Origin of the sequence: Microcoleus sp. B5-D4 (assembly GCF_036705145.1) — a bacterium.
Classification (GTDB): Bacteria; Cyanobacteriota; Cyanobacteriia; order Cyanobacteriales; family Microcoleaceae; genus Microcoleus.
The window spans coordinates 35226-53245 of sequence record NZ_JAUBTV010000003.1; the positions used below are offsets into that span (position 1 = coordinate 35226).

Annotated in this window: 22 protein-coding genes; 14 read left to right on the top strand and 8 right to left on the bottom strand. The window is 44.7% G+C overall.

Translation table 11 applies throughout. The annotated features are described in order from the left end of the window. Nucleotides 1-401 precede the first annotated feature (401 nt). Both QUB10_RS02095 and QUB10_RS02100 read right to left on the bottom strand, forming a co-directional pair. Nucleotides 402-791 carry a type II toxin-antitoxin system death-on-curing family toxin gene (locus QUB10_RS02095; protein WP_333199066.1) on the bottom strand — a complete coding sequence of 130 codons (390 nt, stop codon included), beginning with the start codon at nt 789-791 and terminating at the stop codon, nt 402-404. Continuing rightward, complete coding sequence (locus QUB10_RS02100) at nt 791-988, bottom strand: DNA-binding protein (RefSeq protein ID WP_333199067.1); 198 nt, start codon at nt 986-988, stop codon at nt 791-793. The genes QUB10_RS02095 and QUB10_RS02100 overlap by 1 nt, the downstream gene beginning before the upstream one ends. Here QUB10_RS02100 and QUB10_RS02105 point away from each other — a divergent pair. From QUB10_RS02105 to QUB10_RS02115, 3 genes are read left to right on the top strand one after another with little or no spacing between them, the layout of a single operon-like run. Next, nucleotides 983-1123, top strand: a complete 141-nt coding sequence (locus QUB10_RS02105) for a hypothetical protein (protein WP_333199070.1) — start codon at nt 983-985, stop codon at nt 1121-1123. The genes QUB10_RS02100 and QUB10_RS02105 overlap by 6 nt on opposite strands. A gap of 31 nt (nt 1124-1154) precedes the next feature. Then, the gene (locus QUB10_RS02110; protein WP_333199072.1) at nt 1155-1454 is read left to right on the top strand and encodes a type II toxin-antitoxin system HigB family toxin; all 300 of its coding nucleotides are present in this window, start codon (nt 1155-1157) and stop codon (nt 1452-1454) included. Next, complete coding sequence (locus QUB10_RS02115) at nt 1438-1842, top strand: transcriptional regulator (protein ID WP_333199075.1); 405 nt, start codon at nt 1438-1440, stop codon at nt 1840-1842. The genes QUB10_RS02110 and QUB10_RS02115 overlap by 17 nt, the downstream gene beginning before the upstream one ends. Before the next feature lie 106 nt (nt 1843-1948). Here the strand turns inward: QUB10_RS02115 and QUB10_RS02120 are convergent, their stop codons facing one another. The 5 genes from QUB10_RS02120 to QUB10_RS02140 all read right to left on the bottom strand — a co-directional run bounded on the left by QUB10_RS02120 (nt 1949) and on the right by QUB10_RS02140 (nt 6859). Next, entirely contained in the window at nt 1949-2497 is a 549-nt protein-coding gene (locus QUB10_RS02120) for a hypothetical protein (RefSeq protein WP_333199077.1), read from the bottom strand. Between the two features lie 111 nt (nt 2498-2608). Further along, nucleotides 2609-2962, bottom strand: a complete 354-nt coding sequence (locus tag QUB10_RS02125) for a hypothetical protein (RefSeq protein ID WP_333199080.1) — start codon at nt 2960-2962, stop codon at nt 2609-2611. Nucleotides 2963-3197: 235 nt separating this feature from the next. Further along, nucleotides 3198-3659, bottom strand: a complete 462-nt coding sequence (locus QUB10_RS02130) for an Imm30 family immunity protein (RefSeq protein ID WP_333199083.1) — start codon at nt 3657-3659, stop codon at nt 3198-3200. 24 nt (nt 3660-3683) lie between these two features. Further along, nucleotides 3684-4073: a hypothetical protein gene (locus tag QUB10_RS02135; protein WP_333199086.1), complete on the bottom strand. Its 390-nt coding sequence runs from the start codon at nt 4071-4073 to the stop codon at nt 3684-3686. Between the two features lie 152 nt (nt 4074-4225). After that, a complete protein-coding gene (locus QUB10_RS02140) occupies nt 4226-6859 on the bottom strand; it encodes a calcium-binding protein (RefSeq protein WP_333199088.1) in 2634 nt (877 codons plus the stop codon). Nucleotides 6860-7393: 534 nt separating this feature from the next. Between QUB10_RS02140 and QUB10_RS02145 the strand changes: the two genes are divergently transcribed. The 9 genes from QUB10_RS02145 to QUB10_RS02185 all read left to right on the top strand — a co-directional run bounded on the left by QUB10_RS02145 (nt 7394) and on the right by QUB10_RS02185 (nt 13156). After that, on the top strand, nt 7394-7882 hold the full coding sequence (locus QUB10_RS02145; protein ID WP_333199090.1) for a helix-turn-helix domain-containing protein: 489 nt from the start codon (nt 7394-7396) through the stop codon (nt 7880-7882). A gap of 338 nt (nt 7883-8220) precedes the next feature. Continuing rightward, a complete protein-coding gene (locus QUB10_RS02150) occupies nt 8221-8478 on the top strand; it encodes a type II toxin-antitoxin system ParD family antitoxin (protein WP_333199092.1) in 258 nt (85 codons plus the stop codon). Nucleotides 8479-8484: 6 nt separating this feature from the next. Beyond that, on the top strand, nt 8485-8775 hold the full coding sequence (locus tag QUB10_RS02155) for a type II toxin-antitoxin system RelE/ParE family toxin (RefSeq protein ID WP_333199094.1): 291 nt from the start codon (nt 8485-8487) through the stop codon (nt 8773-8775). A gap of 24 nt (nt 8776-8799) precedes the next feature. Further along, on the top strand, nt 8800-8982 hold the full coding sequence (locus QUB10_RS02160; protein WP_333199096.1) for a hypothetical protein: 183 nt from the start codon (nt 8800-8802) through the stop codon (nt 8980-8982). A gap of 58 nt (nt 8983-9040) precedes the next feature. Continuing rightward, nucleotides 9041-9400: a hypothetical protein gene (locus QUB10_RS02165; RefSeq protein ID WP_333199098.1), complete on the top strand. Its 360-nt coding sequence runs from the start codon at nt 9041-9043 to the stop codon at nt 9398-9400. After that, nucleotides 9397-9825 carry an HNH endonuclease signature motif containing protein gene (locus tag QUB10_RS02170; RefSeq protein WP_333199100.1) on the top strand — a complete coding sequence of 143 codons (429 nt, stop codon included), beginning with the start codon at nt 9397-9399 and terminating at the stop codon, nt 9823-9825. The genes QUB10_RS02165 and QUB10_RS02170 overlap by 4 nt, the downstream gene beginning before the upstream one ends. Nucleotides 9826-9898: 73 nt before the next feature. Then, entirely contained in the window at nt 9899-10183 is a 285-nt protein-coding gene (locus QUB10_RS02175; protein WP_333199102.1) for a hypothetical protein, read from the top strand. Between the two features lie 489 nt (nt 10184-10672). After that, a complete protein-coding gene (locus tag QUB10_RS02180; protein WP_333199104.1) occupies nt 10673-11611 on the top strand; it encodes a UDP-glucuronic acid decarboxylase family protein in 939 nt (312 codons plus the stop codon). Nucleotides 11612-11767: 156 nt separating this feature from the next. Next, entirely contained in the window at nt 11768-13156 is a 1389-nt protein-coding gene (locus QUB10_RS02185) for a UDP-glucose/GDP-mannose dehydrogenase family protein (RefSeq protein WP_333199107.1), read from the top strand. 248 nt (nt 13157-13404) lie between these two features. Here the strand turns inward: QUB10_RS02185 and QUB10_RS02190 are convergent, their stop codons facing one another. Beyond that, nucleotides 13405-13875 (bottom strand): hypothetical protein, encoded by a 471-nt coding sequence (locus tag QUB10_RS02190; RefSeq protein ID WP_333199109.1) that lies wholly within the window; start codon nt 13873-13875, stop codon nt 13405-13407. Between the two features lie 290 nt (nt 13876-14165). Between QUB10_RS02190 and QUB10_RS02195 the strand changes: the two genes are divergently transcribed. Together QUB10_RS02195 and QUB10_RS02200 are read left to right on the top strand one after the other, a co-directional pair. Next, nucleotides 14166-14384 (top strand): helix-turn-helix domain-containing protein, encoded by a 219-nt coding sequence (locus QUB10_RS02195; protein ID WP_006632503.1) that lies wholly within the window; start codon nt 14166-14168, stop codon nt 14382-14384. Nucleotides 14385-14543: 159 nt separating this feature from the next. Continuing rightward, entirely contained in the window at nt 14544-18014 is a 3471-nt protein-coding gene (locus QUB10_RS02200) for an NACHT C-terminal alpha/beta 1 domain-containing protein (protein ID WP_333199111.1), read from the top strand. The last annotated feature ends 6 nt before the right edge of the window (nt 18015-18020 follow it).

Below are 18020 nucleotides of genomic sequence, written 5' to 3' on the forward strand. Positions count from 1 at the left end.
GTCTGTTTTTTGTAGTTGTTTGCAGTCATCTAGAACAGGCAAGATGCCTGTTCCACAAAGAGTCAGTTTGATTGTGGCATTTTGTCAGGAACAGGCAAGATGCCTGTTCCACAAAGAGTCTGTTTTTTGTAGTTGTTTGCAGTCATCTAGAACAGGCAAGATGCCTGTTCCACAAAGAGTCAGTTTGATTGTGGGATGGGCATCTTGCCCGTCCCTGTGGGGGTCCAGAAACTTTTTTTCGGAGTGCGTCTAGGACTGTTTAAATCCCGACAAATACAAAGAGTTAGGGAAGTTAGATTAAGAGCGATTCCCTACGGGATAACTACGCTTCACGCACTTTTGGGGATTAAGGGCGATCGCACTGTGGCATAATAAAGTTTACTTTTCAGAGCCAGAATTTATCAAATAGAATTAGGAACAATATGACAGCGCAGCCACTCAGTAAATTCATCGCGGGCGAGATCGCTTGATGTGACTTGTAATATAATTTGTTCTTGCTCTTCCACAGGTGCAGAAATCTCAAAGCCATTCAAAACTAGAAAGACTTCCATTGCTGCGTGACCGATGCGTTTGTTACCATCTAAGAAAGGATGATTTTTAATCAACGCAAATCCAAGGGCTGAAGCTTTTTCCACGATAGTTGGGTAAAGTTCCTCCCCGCCAAACGTCATGCGCGGCTGAGCTAAAGCTGACTCTAAGGCTCCTAAATTAGCGAGGCCAAAGGCTCCGCCAGACTGCTCGATAATGCGCCGATAAAGTTCTAAGATTTCTGTTAAAGTTAGATAGCGCATTACGCGAGCTTTTGGTAAAGTTCAGCATTCTTTTTGAGGACGTATTCCATAGCATTTTGGAAGGATGTTTCTGGTGGTGCGAGCAAGTTTTCAGCACCCGCAAGGAGTAATGCTTCTAGGGAAACGCCGAGGCGGTTGGCGGTTTCTTGGAGCTTGTGCAGGCGATCGTCTGGAATTGTGATGGTAATGGTTTGCATTCTGTTTGTGGCTGTGACGATACTCTGAGTGTAGCACGTCAACTGTCTGAGCAGGAGTTAGGGTTTTTGAAAGAGCGATCGCACTTTTGGACAGGTCGGGCGATCGTCCTTGACCAAAAAAATTGGTTGAGCTAAACTAAAATTTAGTTTAAATTGCGTATAGTAGATGCACATAATCAGCTACAAACGGGTGCGTGAATACAGCGAAACTCATGCTGATTGCGGGGAAGCTTTGGATAACTGGTTTAAAATTGCTAGCAAGGCTAAATGGTCTAATTTAATTGAGGTACAATCTGTTTTTCCTAAAGCCGAAGCTGTTGGAGGGTTTACAGTTTTTAATATCAAAGGTAATAATTATCGATTAATAGTTAGTATTGATTATGAAAGCCAATTAATTTCTATCAAATATATTCTCACCCATGCTGAGTATGATAAGGAGAAATGGAAAAATGACCCTTACTTTTAATCCAGATAAATACAAAGAGTTATTGTCTCTGTATCAGCCTAAAATAATTAGAAATGAAGCGGATAATGAGAAGGCTCTGGCTATGGTGGAAGAGTTAATGCACCGGGGCGATCGCACTCCAGAAGAAGATGAGTTATATGAATTGCTGATTGCATTGATTGAAAAGTTTGAGCAAGAATTCTATGCACCAGGAACCACAGCAACGCCTCATTCAATACTGCTGTTTTTGATGGAACAAAGAGAGTTACAACCTGCTGATTTGGTAGGAGTCATTGGATCTGAAAAAAGAGTGTATGAAGTGGTTAATGGCGATCGAGATATTGGTAAAGAGTTGGCCTTGATTCTGGGGAGTTTTTTTCATGTAGAGCCGAGTTTGTTTTGTAATTAAGGGAAGTGAGATTAAGGGCGATTCCCTACGCGATAGCTACGCTCGCGCGCACTTTTGGAGATTAAGGGCGATCGTACTTTTGGAGATTAAGGGCGATCGTACTTAATTAACAAATAGCCGAAGCAGGCGCAATTTCGCCGAGTGGCATCAGGAATTCTTGCTTTTCTTCGCGGGTGATATAGCCGCCATTTAGAGCCATTTCTATGAGTTGTTCGACAAATCCCTTTAACTCTGTTATAACTTGAGTTTTATTCAGTTCAAAGTGTTGATTTCTGGATTTTAGGGTAAACTGGTTTGGAGATAAATATCCAAATTCTTTGAAATTACAGCTAATTTTATCGTTGGTTAATGGCTGCAATTCAAGAGTAAGGCACACACTTTCAACAAATTCTATTTTGATAGGTTTCCCTTGGGATAACTCACTCAGTTTTTTGGGGAGTTCATCTTCTAGGAGCATACAGATATCGGGGTCTAAAAAAACTTTTAGTTTTTCTTCACCGATTTCTATGGATACTGGGCGATCGCATTCAAAGCAAAATAGTTTCAGACCTAATTCAAAATGCGAAAGTTCTCCTAATGAGTCATCGGGTGCGTCAGCATATTGTTCGCAATTAGGTTTTTCTAACTGGATTGTAAAATTGATATAGTTATTCATTTTCATCGCTCCTATCTAATGAGGACAGCGTAGCATCATTGAGAACAGGATAAGCAGATTTGAATGTTCCATCTGGTTTCCTTTTAATAAAAGCATGGGTAACATTTTCAATTATTTTCCCATCGGATAGTGAACTTTCCCAATAGAACGCTTAAAATTTATAATGTAACAACCGGGATATTTCGGTGTCACTTGTTCAGCTTTTACCCAGTCTCGATCGTTTAGCCACTGGCCTTGAGGCTGATTTTTAGATGCAGCCCTGCCTCTAAAATTAAGGGGTTTCAGTTTTGGGCCATGATGGCGATCGATATGATCGTAGGCTTTGATGGATTTTGGATTATGCCACTGAGGTTCTACTCCACTGCCTGTCCAGTCACAACCACTTCCTACTTCAATCGTTTGGTCTATTATATCCTGTTCTATAACTTCTGGAGTGTCTTCAGAAGTATCTCTGCCATTATTCAAAATAATTGGTTTAGTCCTAGATGGTATTTGATTGATGATTATACCATTAACTAATTTTAGGAGGGCGATCGCACTTTTGGACAGGTCGGGCGATCGCTCATCCTGAGAGCGGCTTGCATCTTATTTGATAGGTTTAATTTCGGCTATTGGCCGATCGTCTTGCAAGAGTACCAAGATATTCCCATCTTGGATGAGTTTAAGAAAGCTCGACAGATCCCTCTGAATTTCATCAATATTAATTCGCAGTTGCGCTGGAAATAACTGACTCAGCATGGGAAGATAAAGGAGGGGATTCATTAGCAGCTATTTCGCGCAGCAAATGCGTACCTAAATTCCGATTTTGAGAATCGGTAGAATGTAACATCTGGCTATATAAATTCCGGGCTAAATCCTGATTGAGGATTCCATAAATTAGAATCATTGTCCATTCTTTAGCATTAACAATCATCCGGTCTATGCTATCAATAAAAGCCTGCAACTGGTCTTTGAGTTCAAAAGACTCCAGAAAATGAATCAGACCATACATGACTTCATGTTGTTCGCATCTGTCATCTAAAACCAGATATAGTTCTGGCAAATATTCGCTGTTAAGATGTAGGGCAAGTTCGGCTAAAGCGTATTCAAAACTCATCACTTCCTCATCAGAGCGCATAAATTTATTAGCATTTAATGTTTCTATTAATTGAGTAACGTTCATCTTATTTCTCCCACTTTATCAAAATTACCCGACCATGCCAGTTTGTTTTTGTTTGATGACTTGTTGTAAATTCCGCCTAATTTGTGGTGTATACAGCCGATCTTGGCGATAAATCGATCGCACATCCCACACCGCACGAGCTAGAGCTTGCCGGGGTGATAGACTAAAGTCTGGTCTTTGTCCATAGGATTGTGTACGCCGATGACGACCACCCCTTCCCGGATATGGCTGTTCCATCAAGATAGCAATACCCTTGTTTCTAGTGTAACCAGAGATTCCTATTTGTTTCATATAAGCATCGGATGGAATATGGTGGGGTGTAAGGTTGTCTCCGGTGCGGCGACTTTTGTTCAAGTCGCCAAACTGTCCGACTGTGGTTTCACCTGCAAGTAATCTAGGTATGTTATTTGTCACTTATATTTTTGAGGATGCCTTTTATTTTATACTAAAAAATAGTTCGCTATTTTAATTAAATCATGGAAGATTACTTTTGGTGAATGGGAAGCGATCGCACTTTTGGACATTAAGGGCGATCGCTTTAATTCTAAACTTGTCTGACGACTAGACTAGAGGATCGTAAAATTCGCGGCAGTCAGAGGTTGGTCGTGGAAGACTCGGATTTTATTCCCAGCACTGATAGTGATGTCAGAAAACAGCCCTCCACCAGTAACCTGGGCATTAAAGAAGGTTCCAGGACGAGGGACTAAAACATCAGCTCCACTGCTAAAACCTAAACCAGCCGCTAGCTGAATTTTGTCGTCAGCCACTACAAAATCATTGATTTGATCTTGACCATTTGCTGCTCCAAAGAAAAACGTATCCTGACCTCCACCACCATAGAGCAGGTCATTCCCAGCACCTCCAATCAGGCTATCATTGCCAGCGACACCGTAAATGCGATCATTACCGCCTAAACCGTTGAGAGTATCAGGCAAATCTGTGCCAATGACGTTATCATCTCCCTCAGTTGCAGCGGTTGGCGTTGAATCTTGAACAGTAAATCCGTCAAATGTGTAGCCAATATCCGCCAACAGTGACAAGTCAACTTTAGTGGGGATTGATAACCCTGCACCGCCACCGTCACCCAAAAGAGAGGGCAATCCACCACTGCTCACAATACTTCTTAAATGAGATAAGTCAGGAGCGGGTTGAAGAGGCATAGGATTCCCCCCATTAGCAGCCCTGGCGTTGGGGCCGTCAAAAGAGCTTCCATTTATTCGCGCACTGAAAGCTGGTGCTCCATTAGTAAACCCGAGTGCGTGTTGTAACTCGTGCGCGGCACTAATGAAAAGGCTGTTAACACCACCGAAAGCATTAGGAGTGCCAGGTTCGCTCGGAGTGTCAGTAAAGTCAAATGGCGTTGAATCGACCAAATAGGAGATATTAGTATCGAAAGCAATACTCGCTACAAAAGGTTCGTAATTTACTCCGTCGATTCGATCGCGGAAAGCTTTTGGATCGGAATACCCGTAAGTTATCCCCGCAGCATTGATAGGACCAGCGCCTACAAAGATCAGGAGATCGTCAATTTCCCGATCTAAAACCACAGTCTCTATCTCTTGTGTAGAAGGATTCTGCACTGAAAGTTTAGTGCCAAGGGGAATGTTTTCAAATTCATCTTGAATGACAGATTCCCAGTAGGTAGCTGCGGATTCCAAAACAGCTTGACGGTTGGGGTTATTCTTGAAAAACCCAGTCGTATCAAACCGATAGTCGAATTCAATGTTAAAAGTGCTCACAAAAGAAGGGGCACTGGCGCGACCTTCAACTTTACCTACAGTTTCGTAGTGTTCCAAAGCATTTTTTACGCTCCTAGTAGAAATAGCCTTGGTTGCATCGTAATTCATCATTAGATAGAATTTTTCATCAAACGCTGTCGGTTTTACACGTGCAGGTGTCGGAGTCGTCACAGGTGTCGGAGTCGTCACAGGTGTCGGAGTCGTCACAGGCGTCGGAGTCGTCACAGGCGTCGGAGTCGTCACAGGCGTCGGAGTCGTCACAGGCGTCGGCGTCGTCACAGGCGTCGGAGTCGTCGTCACAGGCGTCGGCGTCGTCACAGGCGTCGGCGTCGTCACAGGCGTCGGAGTCGTCACAGGCGTCGGAGTTGTCACAGGCGTCGGCGTTGTCACCGCAGGTGTCGGAGTCGTCACAGGCGTCGGAGTCGTCACCGCAGGCGTCGGAGTTGTCACAGGCGTCGGCGTTGTCACCGCAGGCGTCGGAGTCGTCACCGCAGGCGTCGGCGTTGTCACCGCAGGTGTCGGCGTTGTCACCGCAGGTGTCGGCGCAGGCGTCGGACTCGTCACAGGCGTCGGAGTCGTCACAGGCGTCGGCGCAGGCGTCGGAGTCGTCACAGGCGTCGGCGCAGGCGTCGTTGCACTTGGGGTGATTGAAGGCTTCGGCTCCGGTGTCGGAGTCGTCACAGGTGTCGGCGCAGGCGTCGGAGTCGTCACAGGTGTCGGTGCAGGTGTCGGTGCAGGTGTCGGTGCAGGTGTCGGTGCAGGCGTCGGTGCAGGCGTCGGAGTCGGCAAAGGCGCAGGCGTCAGACTCACAATCCCGTTAGAATCAGCAATAGTCAATCTGGCGTCACCCTCCAAAACGGCCAAATATTGCCTTGTTAAGTCATCCTGAATAATTGTGTAGCCAGCATTAACCCCTGTGCCCACATAAATCTTGAGGTCATCAAAGGCAAGATCGTTCCTTAACTGAATTACATCCTCACCCTCTGTATAATCAACAATGAAATCGGCATCCGAAAGCTCAGTACCCCCAGTATTTTTACCAATAAAAAAAGTGTCGTTACCATTCCCCCCAGTTAATGTATCTGCTCCCTTATCTCCATAGAGAATGTCATTCCCGAAGTTGCCAAACAAGCTGTCATTACCTTTACCACCGTAAACTGTATCGTTATCTATTCCGCCATTAACTGTATCCTCGTCTTCGTTGCCGTATATCAAGTTATCTCCAGCATTAGCAAACAGCCGATCGTCACCTTTGCCACCGTAGACGCTATCATTACCTTTGCCACCGTAGACGGTATCATTACCTTCATTACCGTATAGCTTGTCATCTCCTTGCTTGCCGTAGATTAAGTCGTCTCCATCACGGCCCAACACTAAGTCAGAGCCTTGTTGTCCAAATATTAAATCTGCATCGGGGGTGCCATTGAGAGTATCGTCAGCCAACGTTCCATTAATGTTCATGTTGCAATCTCAGTGTGAATACTAGATTTATCCCTATTCGAGCTACAAGTCTTTCTCCATTTCTGAAAAAATGACTTGCTAGCCTGTATTTTTAGATCCTGCGATCGCCCTAAATTTATGCGAAGTCAGGTATTTGCTATGTAAGCAAAACTCTTGCATAGCAAAGCTTTCGTCGCGAGCGCACTCACAAAGAACTCAGTCCGCAGAAGGCGCATGGCTGCCTCCCATTTATTTATCAGGGGCAAATCCAGAAAATTATGCAAAAACCCAGAAAATAAATTAAAAAAATTACTGGCAGTGGCCGAAACTAGAGTCAAAGTGAGAAATTTACCAAAGTTCAGCCTTACTCCCCAGTCATGTCGCTAACTGTAGTCAGTGACGGCTAAAAAGCCCTCCCACAAAACTTTTGACTTGTAAATTGCATTACTTACGCTTCGGCATTCACTTATCATACAGTAGCTGAGCCTGGTAATAACCTGACATATATCAGGAATTATGTTAGGATTACATCAGGAATGTTTAACCATGTAACCGATGGCACTCACCAACGAGCAATTTAACCAAGCAGCAAACCACTGGGACTTAGAAACCCTCTACACAGACCTAGCCTCGGCAAAGGGAAAGCGCCTAACCCCTATGGAGAAGCTACACTTACGTGGATTACTGTGCTGTTTCAGCCCCACCGAAATCGCCGAAAAACTCCAAAAAACCCCCAAGGGAGTTGAAACTGACCTCTGTGCTACTCTGTACAAATATGTCAAAAGCCTTGTAAGTAAATCCACTGACAAAATAGATAACTGGAGAAATATTGCTGAATGGCTTGAGGATGCTGGATATAAAACTAAGCCACCTGCTAAATTACCTATTCAAAACGGTTTATCTGAAAATAGTAAAGTTAATGTAACTAATATAAGTTTTGAGAACAATCAAATAAAAATTGGTGTATACCTACAAATAACTGTACCGCTACCTTCAGAATTGTCAATACAAAATCTAGACATCAACGATAACAACTCAAACTAAAATTTTGCCGCTATTCAACTGATTGGTAGGGTGTAGCGACTAAAATCAGGAAGCGCGATCGCACCTTTACCCGATCGCGCGGGACGATCGCACACTGCATTTCTCACAAAAGGGCGATCGCGCTTCTATTGTGCTATGATTCGATCGGAGCATCAGTGACTAAAAACAATAGCAAGAATTACCATTCAAATTCGCGACGAACTAGCGATTGCGATCGATAAATAGTAGTAGGTATTGCTAGTGCAACGTAACGCATCAGTCATAGATTAGAATAGAATAGAGACAAACGTGCAATCCCCCCGAAGTGCAATAAAACAATAGCCAGCCGATCTTTACCTATGAGTATCACCCTCACCCCCGAACAAGAACAACTCATCCAAGCCCAACTCGCTAGCGGGCGCTATACCAACGTTACCGAAATCATTGCTGACGCGCTACGGCTGCTGGAAAAACGCGATCGATACAATCGCTGGGTAGAAGAAGTTTGCGCCAAAATCGACATCGCCGCCACACAACTCGATCGCGGTGAAGGGGTGGATGGTGAAACGGCGATCGCTCAAATTAGAGCCAAATTTCACAAAGCTCGATCGGTATAATCCCTGATGAGCCAATATATCATCTCACCTGAAGCGATTCGCGACCTTGACGAAATCGCAGACTATTTCGTCGCACGCAACGTTGAAGCAGGCGAACGATTCATCGATGAATTCACTAAAAAATGCCGCTACTTGACACAATTTCCTCTGATGGGACGCACTTATAGTCAACTTCGCCCCTACTTGCGCGGTATTCCTGTGCAAAACTACATTATCTTTTACCGCATCGCGAACGATGGAATTGAAATTATGAGAATTATCACAGGCGATCGGGATTTAGAAGCTTTTTTTGAATAGAATGGAGCATAGGTTAGGAATCAAATGACTGAAGAAGAACTCCTTAAGTTATATGAAAAAATTGATGCAGGTGTGACAGTAGTAATTGCCGAAGCATATGAAAAACACTGCAGACTAGGACAATCAATTAGTATCTGGCTTGATGGTAAAATCGTGACTATAACTGCTGCTGAGATTCCACCGCTATCCAATAACGACACTATATAATTATAATTCCCGTCGTCTATTGTGCTACCATTCAATGAGAGCGTCAGTGAGTAAAAAAATGGCAACAATTACCCTTCAAATTCCCGACGAACTAGCACTGCGGCTAGATACTCTCAAAGATGAGTTACCACAGATTTTGATGCTGGGATTGAGGGAAGTCGAAGCCAATCCTTCAAGCGGATTTTCGGGGCTAACGAAGATATTAGAATTTATAGCAAGTTTACCCTCGCCACAAGAAATATTAGCCCTGCGTTTATCCGACGATCTTCAAGCTGAAATCGATACTTTATTAGAGAAAAATCGCACAGAAGGACTCACGCCGATGGAGCAGCGTTTGTGGCAGCAATACGAATTTGTCGAACATTTAGTACGCATTGCCAAAGCGCAAGCCCTGCTGAAACTGAGCGAGGCTGCATGAGTAAAACCTACGTTTCAGCTAGTCTGCGACGAATGGTATGCGATCGCGCCAACGGATACTGCGAATATTGTTTAATCCCAGAAACACTCGCCCTCTCGTCTCATCAAATAGACCATATCATTGCAGAGAAACACAGTGGCGAAACAGTAGAAAATAATCTGGCTTTGTCTTGCTCAATTTGTAACAAAAATAAAGGCAGCGACATTGCCTCGATCGATCCAGAAACAGATGAAGTGGTTCGACTTTACAACCCTCGAAAAGATAGCTGGGAAGACCATTTTAAACTTCAAACTGAAAGTGGTACAATCCAACCTCTAACTGCGATCGGTCGAGTCACTGTGCGTTTATTGCAGGTTAATCGTGCAGAATATCTGGCCGAACGTAAGCTATCGATCAAAATTCGCTCGTTAAAAAAACCAGATTAATCGATCGTGTTCAAGCCACACCATAATTCGTATACGGATGCTTAATAGTATGAGTAAAATTTGAAGCGCAATTATGCCAAATATTTACATTATTGGCGGCCCTAACGGTTCAGGTAAAACTACAGTTTCCCTGAGATTATTACCCTATTTTTTAGAATATTTTGAATATGTAAATGCAGATTCGAGCGCGGCTGGAATTTCCCTATTCAATCCAGAGTCAGTCGCCATCCTCGCAGCACGCTTAATCATACAAAGACTGGGAACTTTATCAGACTCTGGCACCGATTTCGCCTTCGAGACAACTTTAGCCGATCGTAACTTTGGTCGATTATTGAGAAATTGTAAAAATAAAAGCTAGACAATCAACCTGATTTAGTTCTGGTTGCAATCTCCACAAATCCCGATTGAACGGGTGCAACCCAGGGTTGAAAGTGGCAGACATTCTCTTCCCGAAATCGACATAATTTCTCTCATATTGCTTTTCAGATAAATCGACCCCGGTTTTTTCAAATAAGCCCGTGAAGCGCAGCTATCCCCTAGGGCATCGCCCAACCTCAGACAGAAGTCATCAAATAACCAATAACCAGTAACAAATAACAGAACTAATGTCAAGAGTGTTTTTTCGGAAATATTGAAACTTCACTAAAAATTGCTAGCTGACATTTGCGAATTATAGCACTTTGTTCAAAGTATTGGCAAATGCTAAGTTAATTAAAGATTTGATGAAAGAGACGCAGAAGTGTTTACATCGTCGATCGCAATTTTGTTATTCTATTAGTAAGTTTCATTCGATCGACTGAATTTTTGTACCCCAGTCCTCCCCCTAAACAGAACGGCAGTTTCCACAATGAGAATTTTAGTCACAGGCGGTGCGGGTTTCCTCGGTTCCCACCTAATCGATCGCTTAATGGCCCAAGGACAGGAGGTAGTCTGCCTGGATAATTTTTACACCGGGACTAAACGCAATATCCTCAAATGGCTGGACAACCCGTATTTTGAGCTGATCCGCCACGACATCACGGAACCGATTCGGTTAGAGGTAGATCAGATTTACCATCTGGCTTGTCCCGCTTCCCCAATACACTATCAGTACAACCCTGTCAAGACCATTAAAACAAATGTCATCGGCACGATGAATATGTTGGGATTGGCCAAACGGGTAAAAGCAAGATTCTTTCTCGCTTCGACTTCCGAAGTGTACGGAGATCCTGACGTACATCCACAAACAGAAGATTATCGCGGCAACGTTAATTGTATCGGAATTCGGAGCTGTTATGATGAAGGCAAGCGAGTAGCTGAAACCCTATCTTTTGACTACCACCGTCAAAATGGGGTAGACATTCGAGTTGTACGAATCTTCAATACCTATGGCCCGCGGATGTTGGAAAATGACGGCAGAGTAGTGAGCAATTTTATTGCTCAAGCTTTGCGAAACGAACCGCTGACTGTATACGGCGACGGTTCCCAAACGCGGAGTTTCTGCTACGTTTCGGATTTGGTGGAAGGATTCATTCGTTTGATGAATAGCGACCAAATCGGGCCGATGAATTTGGGTAATCCCGGCGAATACACTATATTGGAACTGGCACAAAAAATTCAAAATACGATTAATCCAGGGGCAGAAATTATCTTTAAACCGCTGCCGGAAGACGATCCCAAACAGCGACAACCGGATATTACTCGTGCTAAAAATTGGTTGGGGTGGGAGCCAACTGTGCCGCTGGATCAAGGTTTAGAGTTGACTATAAAGGATTTTCGCGATCGCATTGAGGGAAACCAAAAGTAGAGACGGCCGATGGGTAGGGGCAAACCCCCCGTGGTTGCCCTCTAGGGGTAGGCACGGGGGCGCTACCCCTACAAGATATTTTTCCTTCTTCCTTCTTCGTTTTTCCTTCTTCCTTCGTTTTCATCGGATTTATTTACTAACTTTGAGGAGATTTCTATGCAGGTTTGCGTCATCGGTACAGGATACGTTGGTTTAGTCACCGGCACTTGTTTGGCCCACATCGGCCACCACGTGATTTGCGTAGACAACAACGAAGAAAAAGTTAAATTAATGAAGTCGGGACAGTCGCCTATTTTTGAACCTGGACTGTCTGAATTAATGTCCTCTGCATCTGCGTCTGGCAATCTAGAATTTACTTCGGATTTAGCAGCAGGAGTGTCTCACGGGGATATTTTGTTTATTGCGGTGGGGACGCCTCCTTTGCCTACTGGGGAAAGCGATACTCGCTACGTGGAAGCGGTTGCTCGTGGAATTGGAGCTCACCTCGACGGCGATTACAAAGTAATCGTAAACAAATCGACAGTGCCCATCGGTTCGGGAGATTGGGTGCGGAGGATTGTCCTCGACGGCTTAGCAGAACGTCAAAAACCTCACAGCGGTGACGGGGTTACTGGTGAGGAAGTAGCAGCAAAAAAAGGTGTTCAATTTGATGTGGTTAGCAACCCGGAGTTTTTGCGGGAGGGCTGTGCTGTTTTCGATACTTTTAATCCCGATCGCATTGTTCTCGGTAGCAACTCTCGGCGGGCTATGGATATGATGCTACAGTTATATCGGCCGATTGTCGATCGCAAGTTTGCAGAAAATCAGTCTTTGCCGGAAGTTCCTGTGGTGATGACTGATATCAGTTCAGCGGAGATGATTAAGTACGCAGCTAATGCTTTTTTGGCTACGAAGATCAGCTTTATTAATGAAGTTGCTAACATTTGCGATCGTGTCGGCGCAGATGTTACTCAAGTTGCCCGAGGTATCGGTTTAGATTCACGGATTGGCAACAAGTTTCTGCAAGCTGGCATTGGTTGGGGCGGTTCTTGTTTCCCCAAAGATGTCTCAGCTTTAGTTCACACTGCTGAGGATTACGGCTACGAGGCACATTTGCTGAAAGCGGCGGTGGAAGTTAACGAACGCCAGCGGTTGATTGCTATTGAAAAGTTGCAGCACGTTTTGAAGATTCTCAAAGGTAAAACCGTCGGACTTTTGGGTTTAACTTTCAAGCCGGATACTGACGATTTGCGAGATGCTCCAGCGCTGAATTTAATCGAGAATTTGAATCGATTGGGAGCGAAAGTTAAAGCTTACGATCCGATTGTTTCTCAAACTGGGATGCGTCACGGTTTGTCGGGAGTTTTGGTAGAAACCGATCCGGAAAGACTGGCAGACGGTTGCGATGCTTTGGTGTTGGTGACTGACTGGGAACAGTTTCGCAATTTAGATTACGAGAAAATGGCGAAGTTGATGAATCATCCCGTGATGATTGACGGCCGCAATTTCTTAGACAAGAAGGCTTTAGAAGCGGCTGGTTTCCAATATGTGGGGATTGGCAGATAAAGGGTGAGTTTTGATCAGAACCTCTATAGCAATCCTCGCATCATTTGTGCATTTCTTACGGACTCCCCTTGATAAGGGGAGGGTTGGGGTAAGGTAAAAAGTTTACGAATCCTGCAAGGATTGCTATATCTCGTAGGGTGCGCCGCAGCGCACCTTACAAACGATCATTTCTAAGCCGTAAGATGCGCCGAAACACACCTTACATTTGCTGGCTACCAACAATTGCAGGTTGAGCCGCTGCGCGTGCTTTAAAAATTCTCCATCAATGTTTTTTCTTGAGCGTAAACATCTCGTAGCTGTTGCAGCGCTGAGGCAGAAATTACCGATTTAACTGTAGCGACTAATTTACCCCACTCAAGTAAGCTGTCAACTGAAACAGCCGCTTTGAAGTTATACGTATAGAATTTAGTCCAAAATTCTGGTGCTTGTGTCCGTTTCCAGCGTTTGTACCATCCCACAAAATCTTGAGCACAGGGCGGTTTTACTTCTAAGATTGGGGGGAAATCGGCGTAGCTGACAAATCGACTCAGGCCTTTGGCATGAACGTACACCACGTTGTGGCAGCATTCGATCCGGTATATCTGTTCGGGTGATATGTTGAACAGGAGTGCGACTGTTTCTTCGGTGACAAATCTCGATCGCGGATTGACTCGAGACGATTTGTGAATAATTTTTGAGGCGCCGATCGTTGACGATCTTAACTGATTTTCTGATATCATTGTAGTTGCATCTGGTGGTGGTAGCTAAATCTATCTCTGCTAGTGCGATAGACAGAAATTATCGGTCGGGATTAATTATAACGGGCGATCGTCTTTAGTTTCGTTGACTCCGCCGCAAAACGGAGACAAGCCCCGACTTCTGCCATGAGAGGCGCAAAATTTTCGACCAACGTTCAAGCTCCCAGATTCATCTTTAGAGTCAATCTAAAATCTAAAATCTAAAATCGAATGGCCGGGGCGATCGCTTTTTGATATATTATACTAAATCCAAAATTTTGTAAATAGTGAATATGAGCAAAGGCTTAGTCAGATTGCGGGTTCGAGAGTTGGCTGCCGAGAAGGGATGGACGCTCAAGGAAGTTGCGGAGCGATCGGGCGTGGGCTACAGTACCATTAGCAATTATGCCCGTTCTCAGGGTATGGCAATGGTTGACTTTGCAGCAGTCCACAAGTTGGCTCGAACTTTTGATGTGATGATTGAGGATTTCGTGGTAATCCTCGAAAAATAGTTGAAGGTTTTGCTTAAATTCTAATGTGTGTGCGATCGACTTTTGATGTGACGATCGAAGTTTTGATGTAATGATTTCAGCAATTGTCGATCGCAACCAAACTCGATCGCCTATCATTAAAGTAACCCGCTTGGAGCCTGAAATTAGGAGAACCGTGAAATGCTAGAAGCTGCTATATTGGCAGGTCTTCTGAAGGTCGCTTTCGATGGGATAGTGGGCGCTCAAGCCAATGATGCACTCAAGCACCTCTGTTTGAAGGTAGTAAATAAGCTATCACGAAACGGTAAAATTGTCAATCACGATTTAGAAAAAGCGCTGAAACGTTCTTTCCTGAAAGCTCAGCAACAAATCGCCTCAGAATGTTATAAAGAATTGGTTGAGCCGTCTCGCAGGGCTTCTAGAGGTATAGTTATTTACTTGCCTCAAGACCGTCCTTATTTAGAATGGCTAGATAAGAAGAATAAGCAGTTAGAATCAGAATTAAAGCAGGTTAACAAAGAAACAGCCCCTTCTGGTATTCCAATAGAAGGTTTAGATGAGATAGAATTGCTGCTAAGTTCCCGCCACGACTTAAGCCCAAATAGATTTCAAGAAGTTGAAAATAAACTGCTGCAAATTGCCCTAAAAGATTGTGATGTCACACTTTATCAAGCTAAATTAAAGGAAAATTTGTTTAGCTTAGTATCTGCCTACTTTGCCGAGGAAATCAAGGACAATGAAAAGGTGTTCCCGATTTTTACAGCGCAAAGTTTAACACGAAATGATACCCAAACCGCCGAAACTCACGCTTTGATGGAACAGCTAAAGGCTTTGCTTGAGGAGATAGTTGAAAACAGCCGCCTTGCTTACCGGCCCATTGACTGGCAAGCTATTTGCCAGCAGATATTAGAGGAGAAAGAACAGCAGCGGCTTAGTAGCAATCAGCTAACTTTTGGCAACCATCAAATAGATGATGTTTATGTGCCGCTGGGATTGGTGGAACTGCAGAAAGTGACTCAGCGAGGCGAGGATGTTGCGGCTGAGGAAGGTTCGGATTTGTACCGGGAAAAGGAAGTTACCCAAAAATTTGAACACAGCGAGTTTCTTGAGCAAGTTATCCAGCAAGGAAGTAGCCCGAAAAGCAATGGTAAACGATTAGGAATTATTGGGGAACCGGGGGCGGGAAAAACAACGCTGTTGCGGCAGATTGCGAATTGGGTAGCGGCGGGCATTTCCGAGGCGATTGTAATTTGGGTATCCTTGGCGGATTTGCAGGGGAAGGAATTAGAAACCTATTTATTTGATAATTGGCTGTTGGCGGCTATTAAGAGAATTGGGAAGGCTGAGGCGACGGCGGAAATTAAGGATGATTTTTTAGCACAGTTTAATGCTGAGCGCGTGTGGTTGGTGTTGGATGGGGCGGATGAGATGGCGGTGGGGGATGGCAATCCTTTGGCGGAAATTGAGCGGCAAATTAGAACCGGCGGCTGTATTCAAAAGGCGCGAATTGTGCTAAGTTGTCGGCAGAATATCTGGGATGCGATCGGCTCTGCGTTGGATACTTTTGATACTTATCGCACTCTGGAGTTTTCCTATCCCGAACAAGTGGAAATGTTTATCGATAAATGGTTTGGAACCCCCCCTAACCCCCCCTTGGTAAGGGGGGGGACAAGAGAAGATGGGGAAAGTATTGATCGGTTTGGAACCCCCCCTAACCCCCCCTTGGTAAGGGGGGGGACAAGAGAAGATGGGGAGCAGACAAGAGAAGATGAAACTCTTGCTCCCCCCTTACCAAGGGGGGCTGGGGGGGTTCTTTCTCAACAGCTACGGGAAGCCGGAGAAACTCTTACTCCCCCCTTAGCAAGGGGGGCTGGGGGGGTGCTTTCTCAACAGCTACGCGAAGCATTAGCAGCACCGGGGAAAGAGCGAATTCGAGATTTAGTGAAAAATCCCCTGAGATGTTCGTTATTGTGCGGCACTTGGCAGTCGTTGGATGGGGATTTGCCGGATACTAAGGCTAAGCTTTATCGGCGGTTTGTGACTACTTTGTATCAGTGGAAAAAACCGCGCTTAAATTGGATTCAGCAGCAGGATTTGAATGCGGCTTTGGGGAAATTGGCACTTTCTGGGATGTTAAATGAAACTGCGCGGTTTCAGTTGCGAGAAAGTGTGGGATATCGGGTGATGGGTGCATCGCAGTTTGAGTTAGCTTGTCGTTTGGGTTGGCTGAATTTAGTGGCGAGGGATGCGGAGACGCTGGAGGGGATTTATGCTTTTTACCATCCGACGTTTCAGGAATATTTTGCGGCGTTGGCGGTTGAGGATTGGCACTTTTTCTTGAATCATATTCCTGAAAATCCGCAACATCCTGATGCTAGGTATCGCATTTTTGAGAAGCAGTGGAAGGAGGTTATTTTGCTGTGGTTGGGGCGTGAGGAGGTAGGGAAGGAGGAGAAGGAAGCGTTTATTAATGCGTTGGTTGAGTTTGATGATGGGTGTGATAATTTTTATGGATATCGTGCGTATTTTCTAGCGGCTGCGGGGATTGCTGAGTTTAAAGATAGTAGTCTTGCTGATGAGATTGTGTCGCAGATTGTTAATTGGGGATTTGGTTATTTTAATGAGGAAAAACAGGAGTGGCGGACATTTATCGAGCCACTTGCACCGGGTTCAAGGGAAATACTGAAAGAGACCGATCGAGAAAGGGCTATCTCAGCTTTAGTCAAGTTAATATGTATTTCTCAGATTGATGAAGATACCCGGAGGCAAGTGGCCGAAAATTTAGGGTTAGGGGAAATAGACAAAGATAACCGAGTTGCAATATCCGCTTTAGTTGAGTTAATGGGTACTTCTCTGGATAAAAATACTGGGAGGAGAGTGGCAGATAGCTTAGGTAACCCAGGCAAAGATAACTTAGTTGCGCTCGCCGCTTTAAAAGATAAGTTAGTTGTTGGGCTGGCCGCTTTAAAAAATACAGTGGTTCCCGCTTTAATCGAGTTTAACCCCAATCCAGGTGATGAAGATACCCGCTGGCGAGCGGTAGAAATCTTCGCAGAAACAGGCAAAAATAACTCACTGACTGCCTCCAGTATAGCCAAGTTACTCCTCTACAAATTAATCTTGGAAGATGCCCAAAATATGACTTACCCAGACTTTTATCAAGCATGGCACACTCAACCCACCAATTCCCCAATACCCGATCGCAACCACCGACAAAATACAGATATCCCCACACTCCTCAAACAACTCCAACCCACCGATAAAACCTGGGTCGTTCCCCTCAACATTCGCGCCCTAGAAGGCGAAACCGATACAAGCGCGATCGCCCAAGAAATCTGTACCCAACTATATCAAGCAATCTTCCCCGCAGATACAGACATTCCCGCAATTCGCAACGCCCCCGAATTCAAACGATTAATTCCGCAACTCAAAAATCGGCTGCAAAAACAGCACATCGCCTTAATTTTGCACTCCTGTCCCTGCGAAGATGCGCTTTCGTCTTTCTGCCGCAAACTCACCGACGCTCAAATGGGAATTCATATCGCCTGGATTACCGATACACCGCTGGAATTGCCCTTAACAGGTTTTCCGCCAAATCAAGAGGACTTGCCGAATGCGGTGCAAAATTGGATTGGGGAGATTGGTTCGTGATCCAGG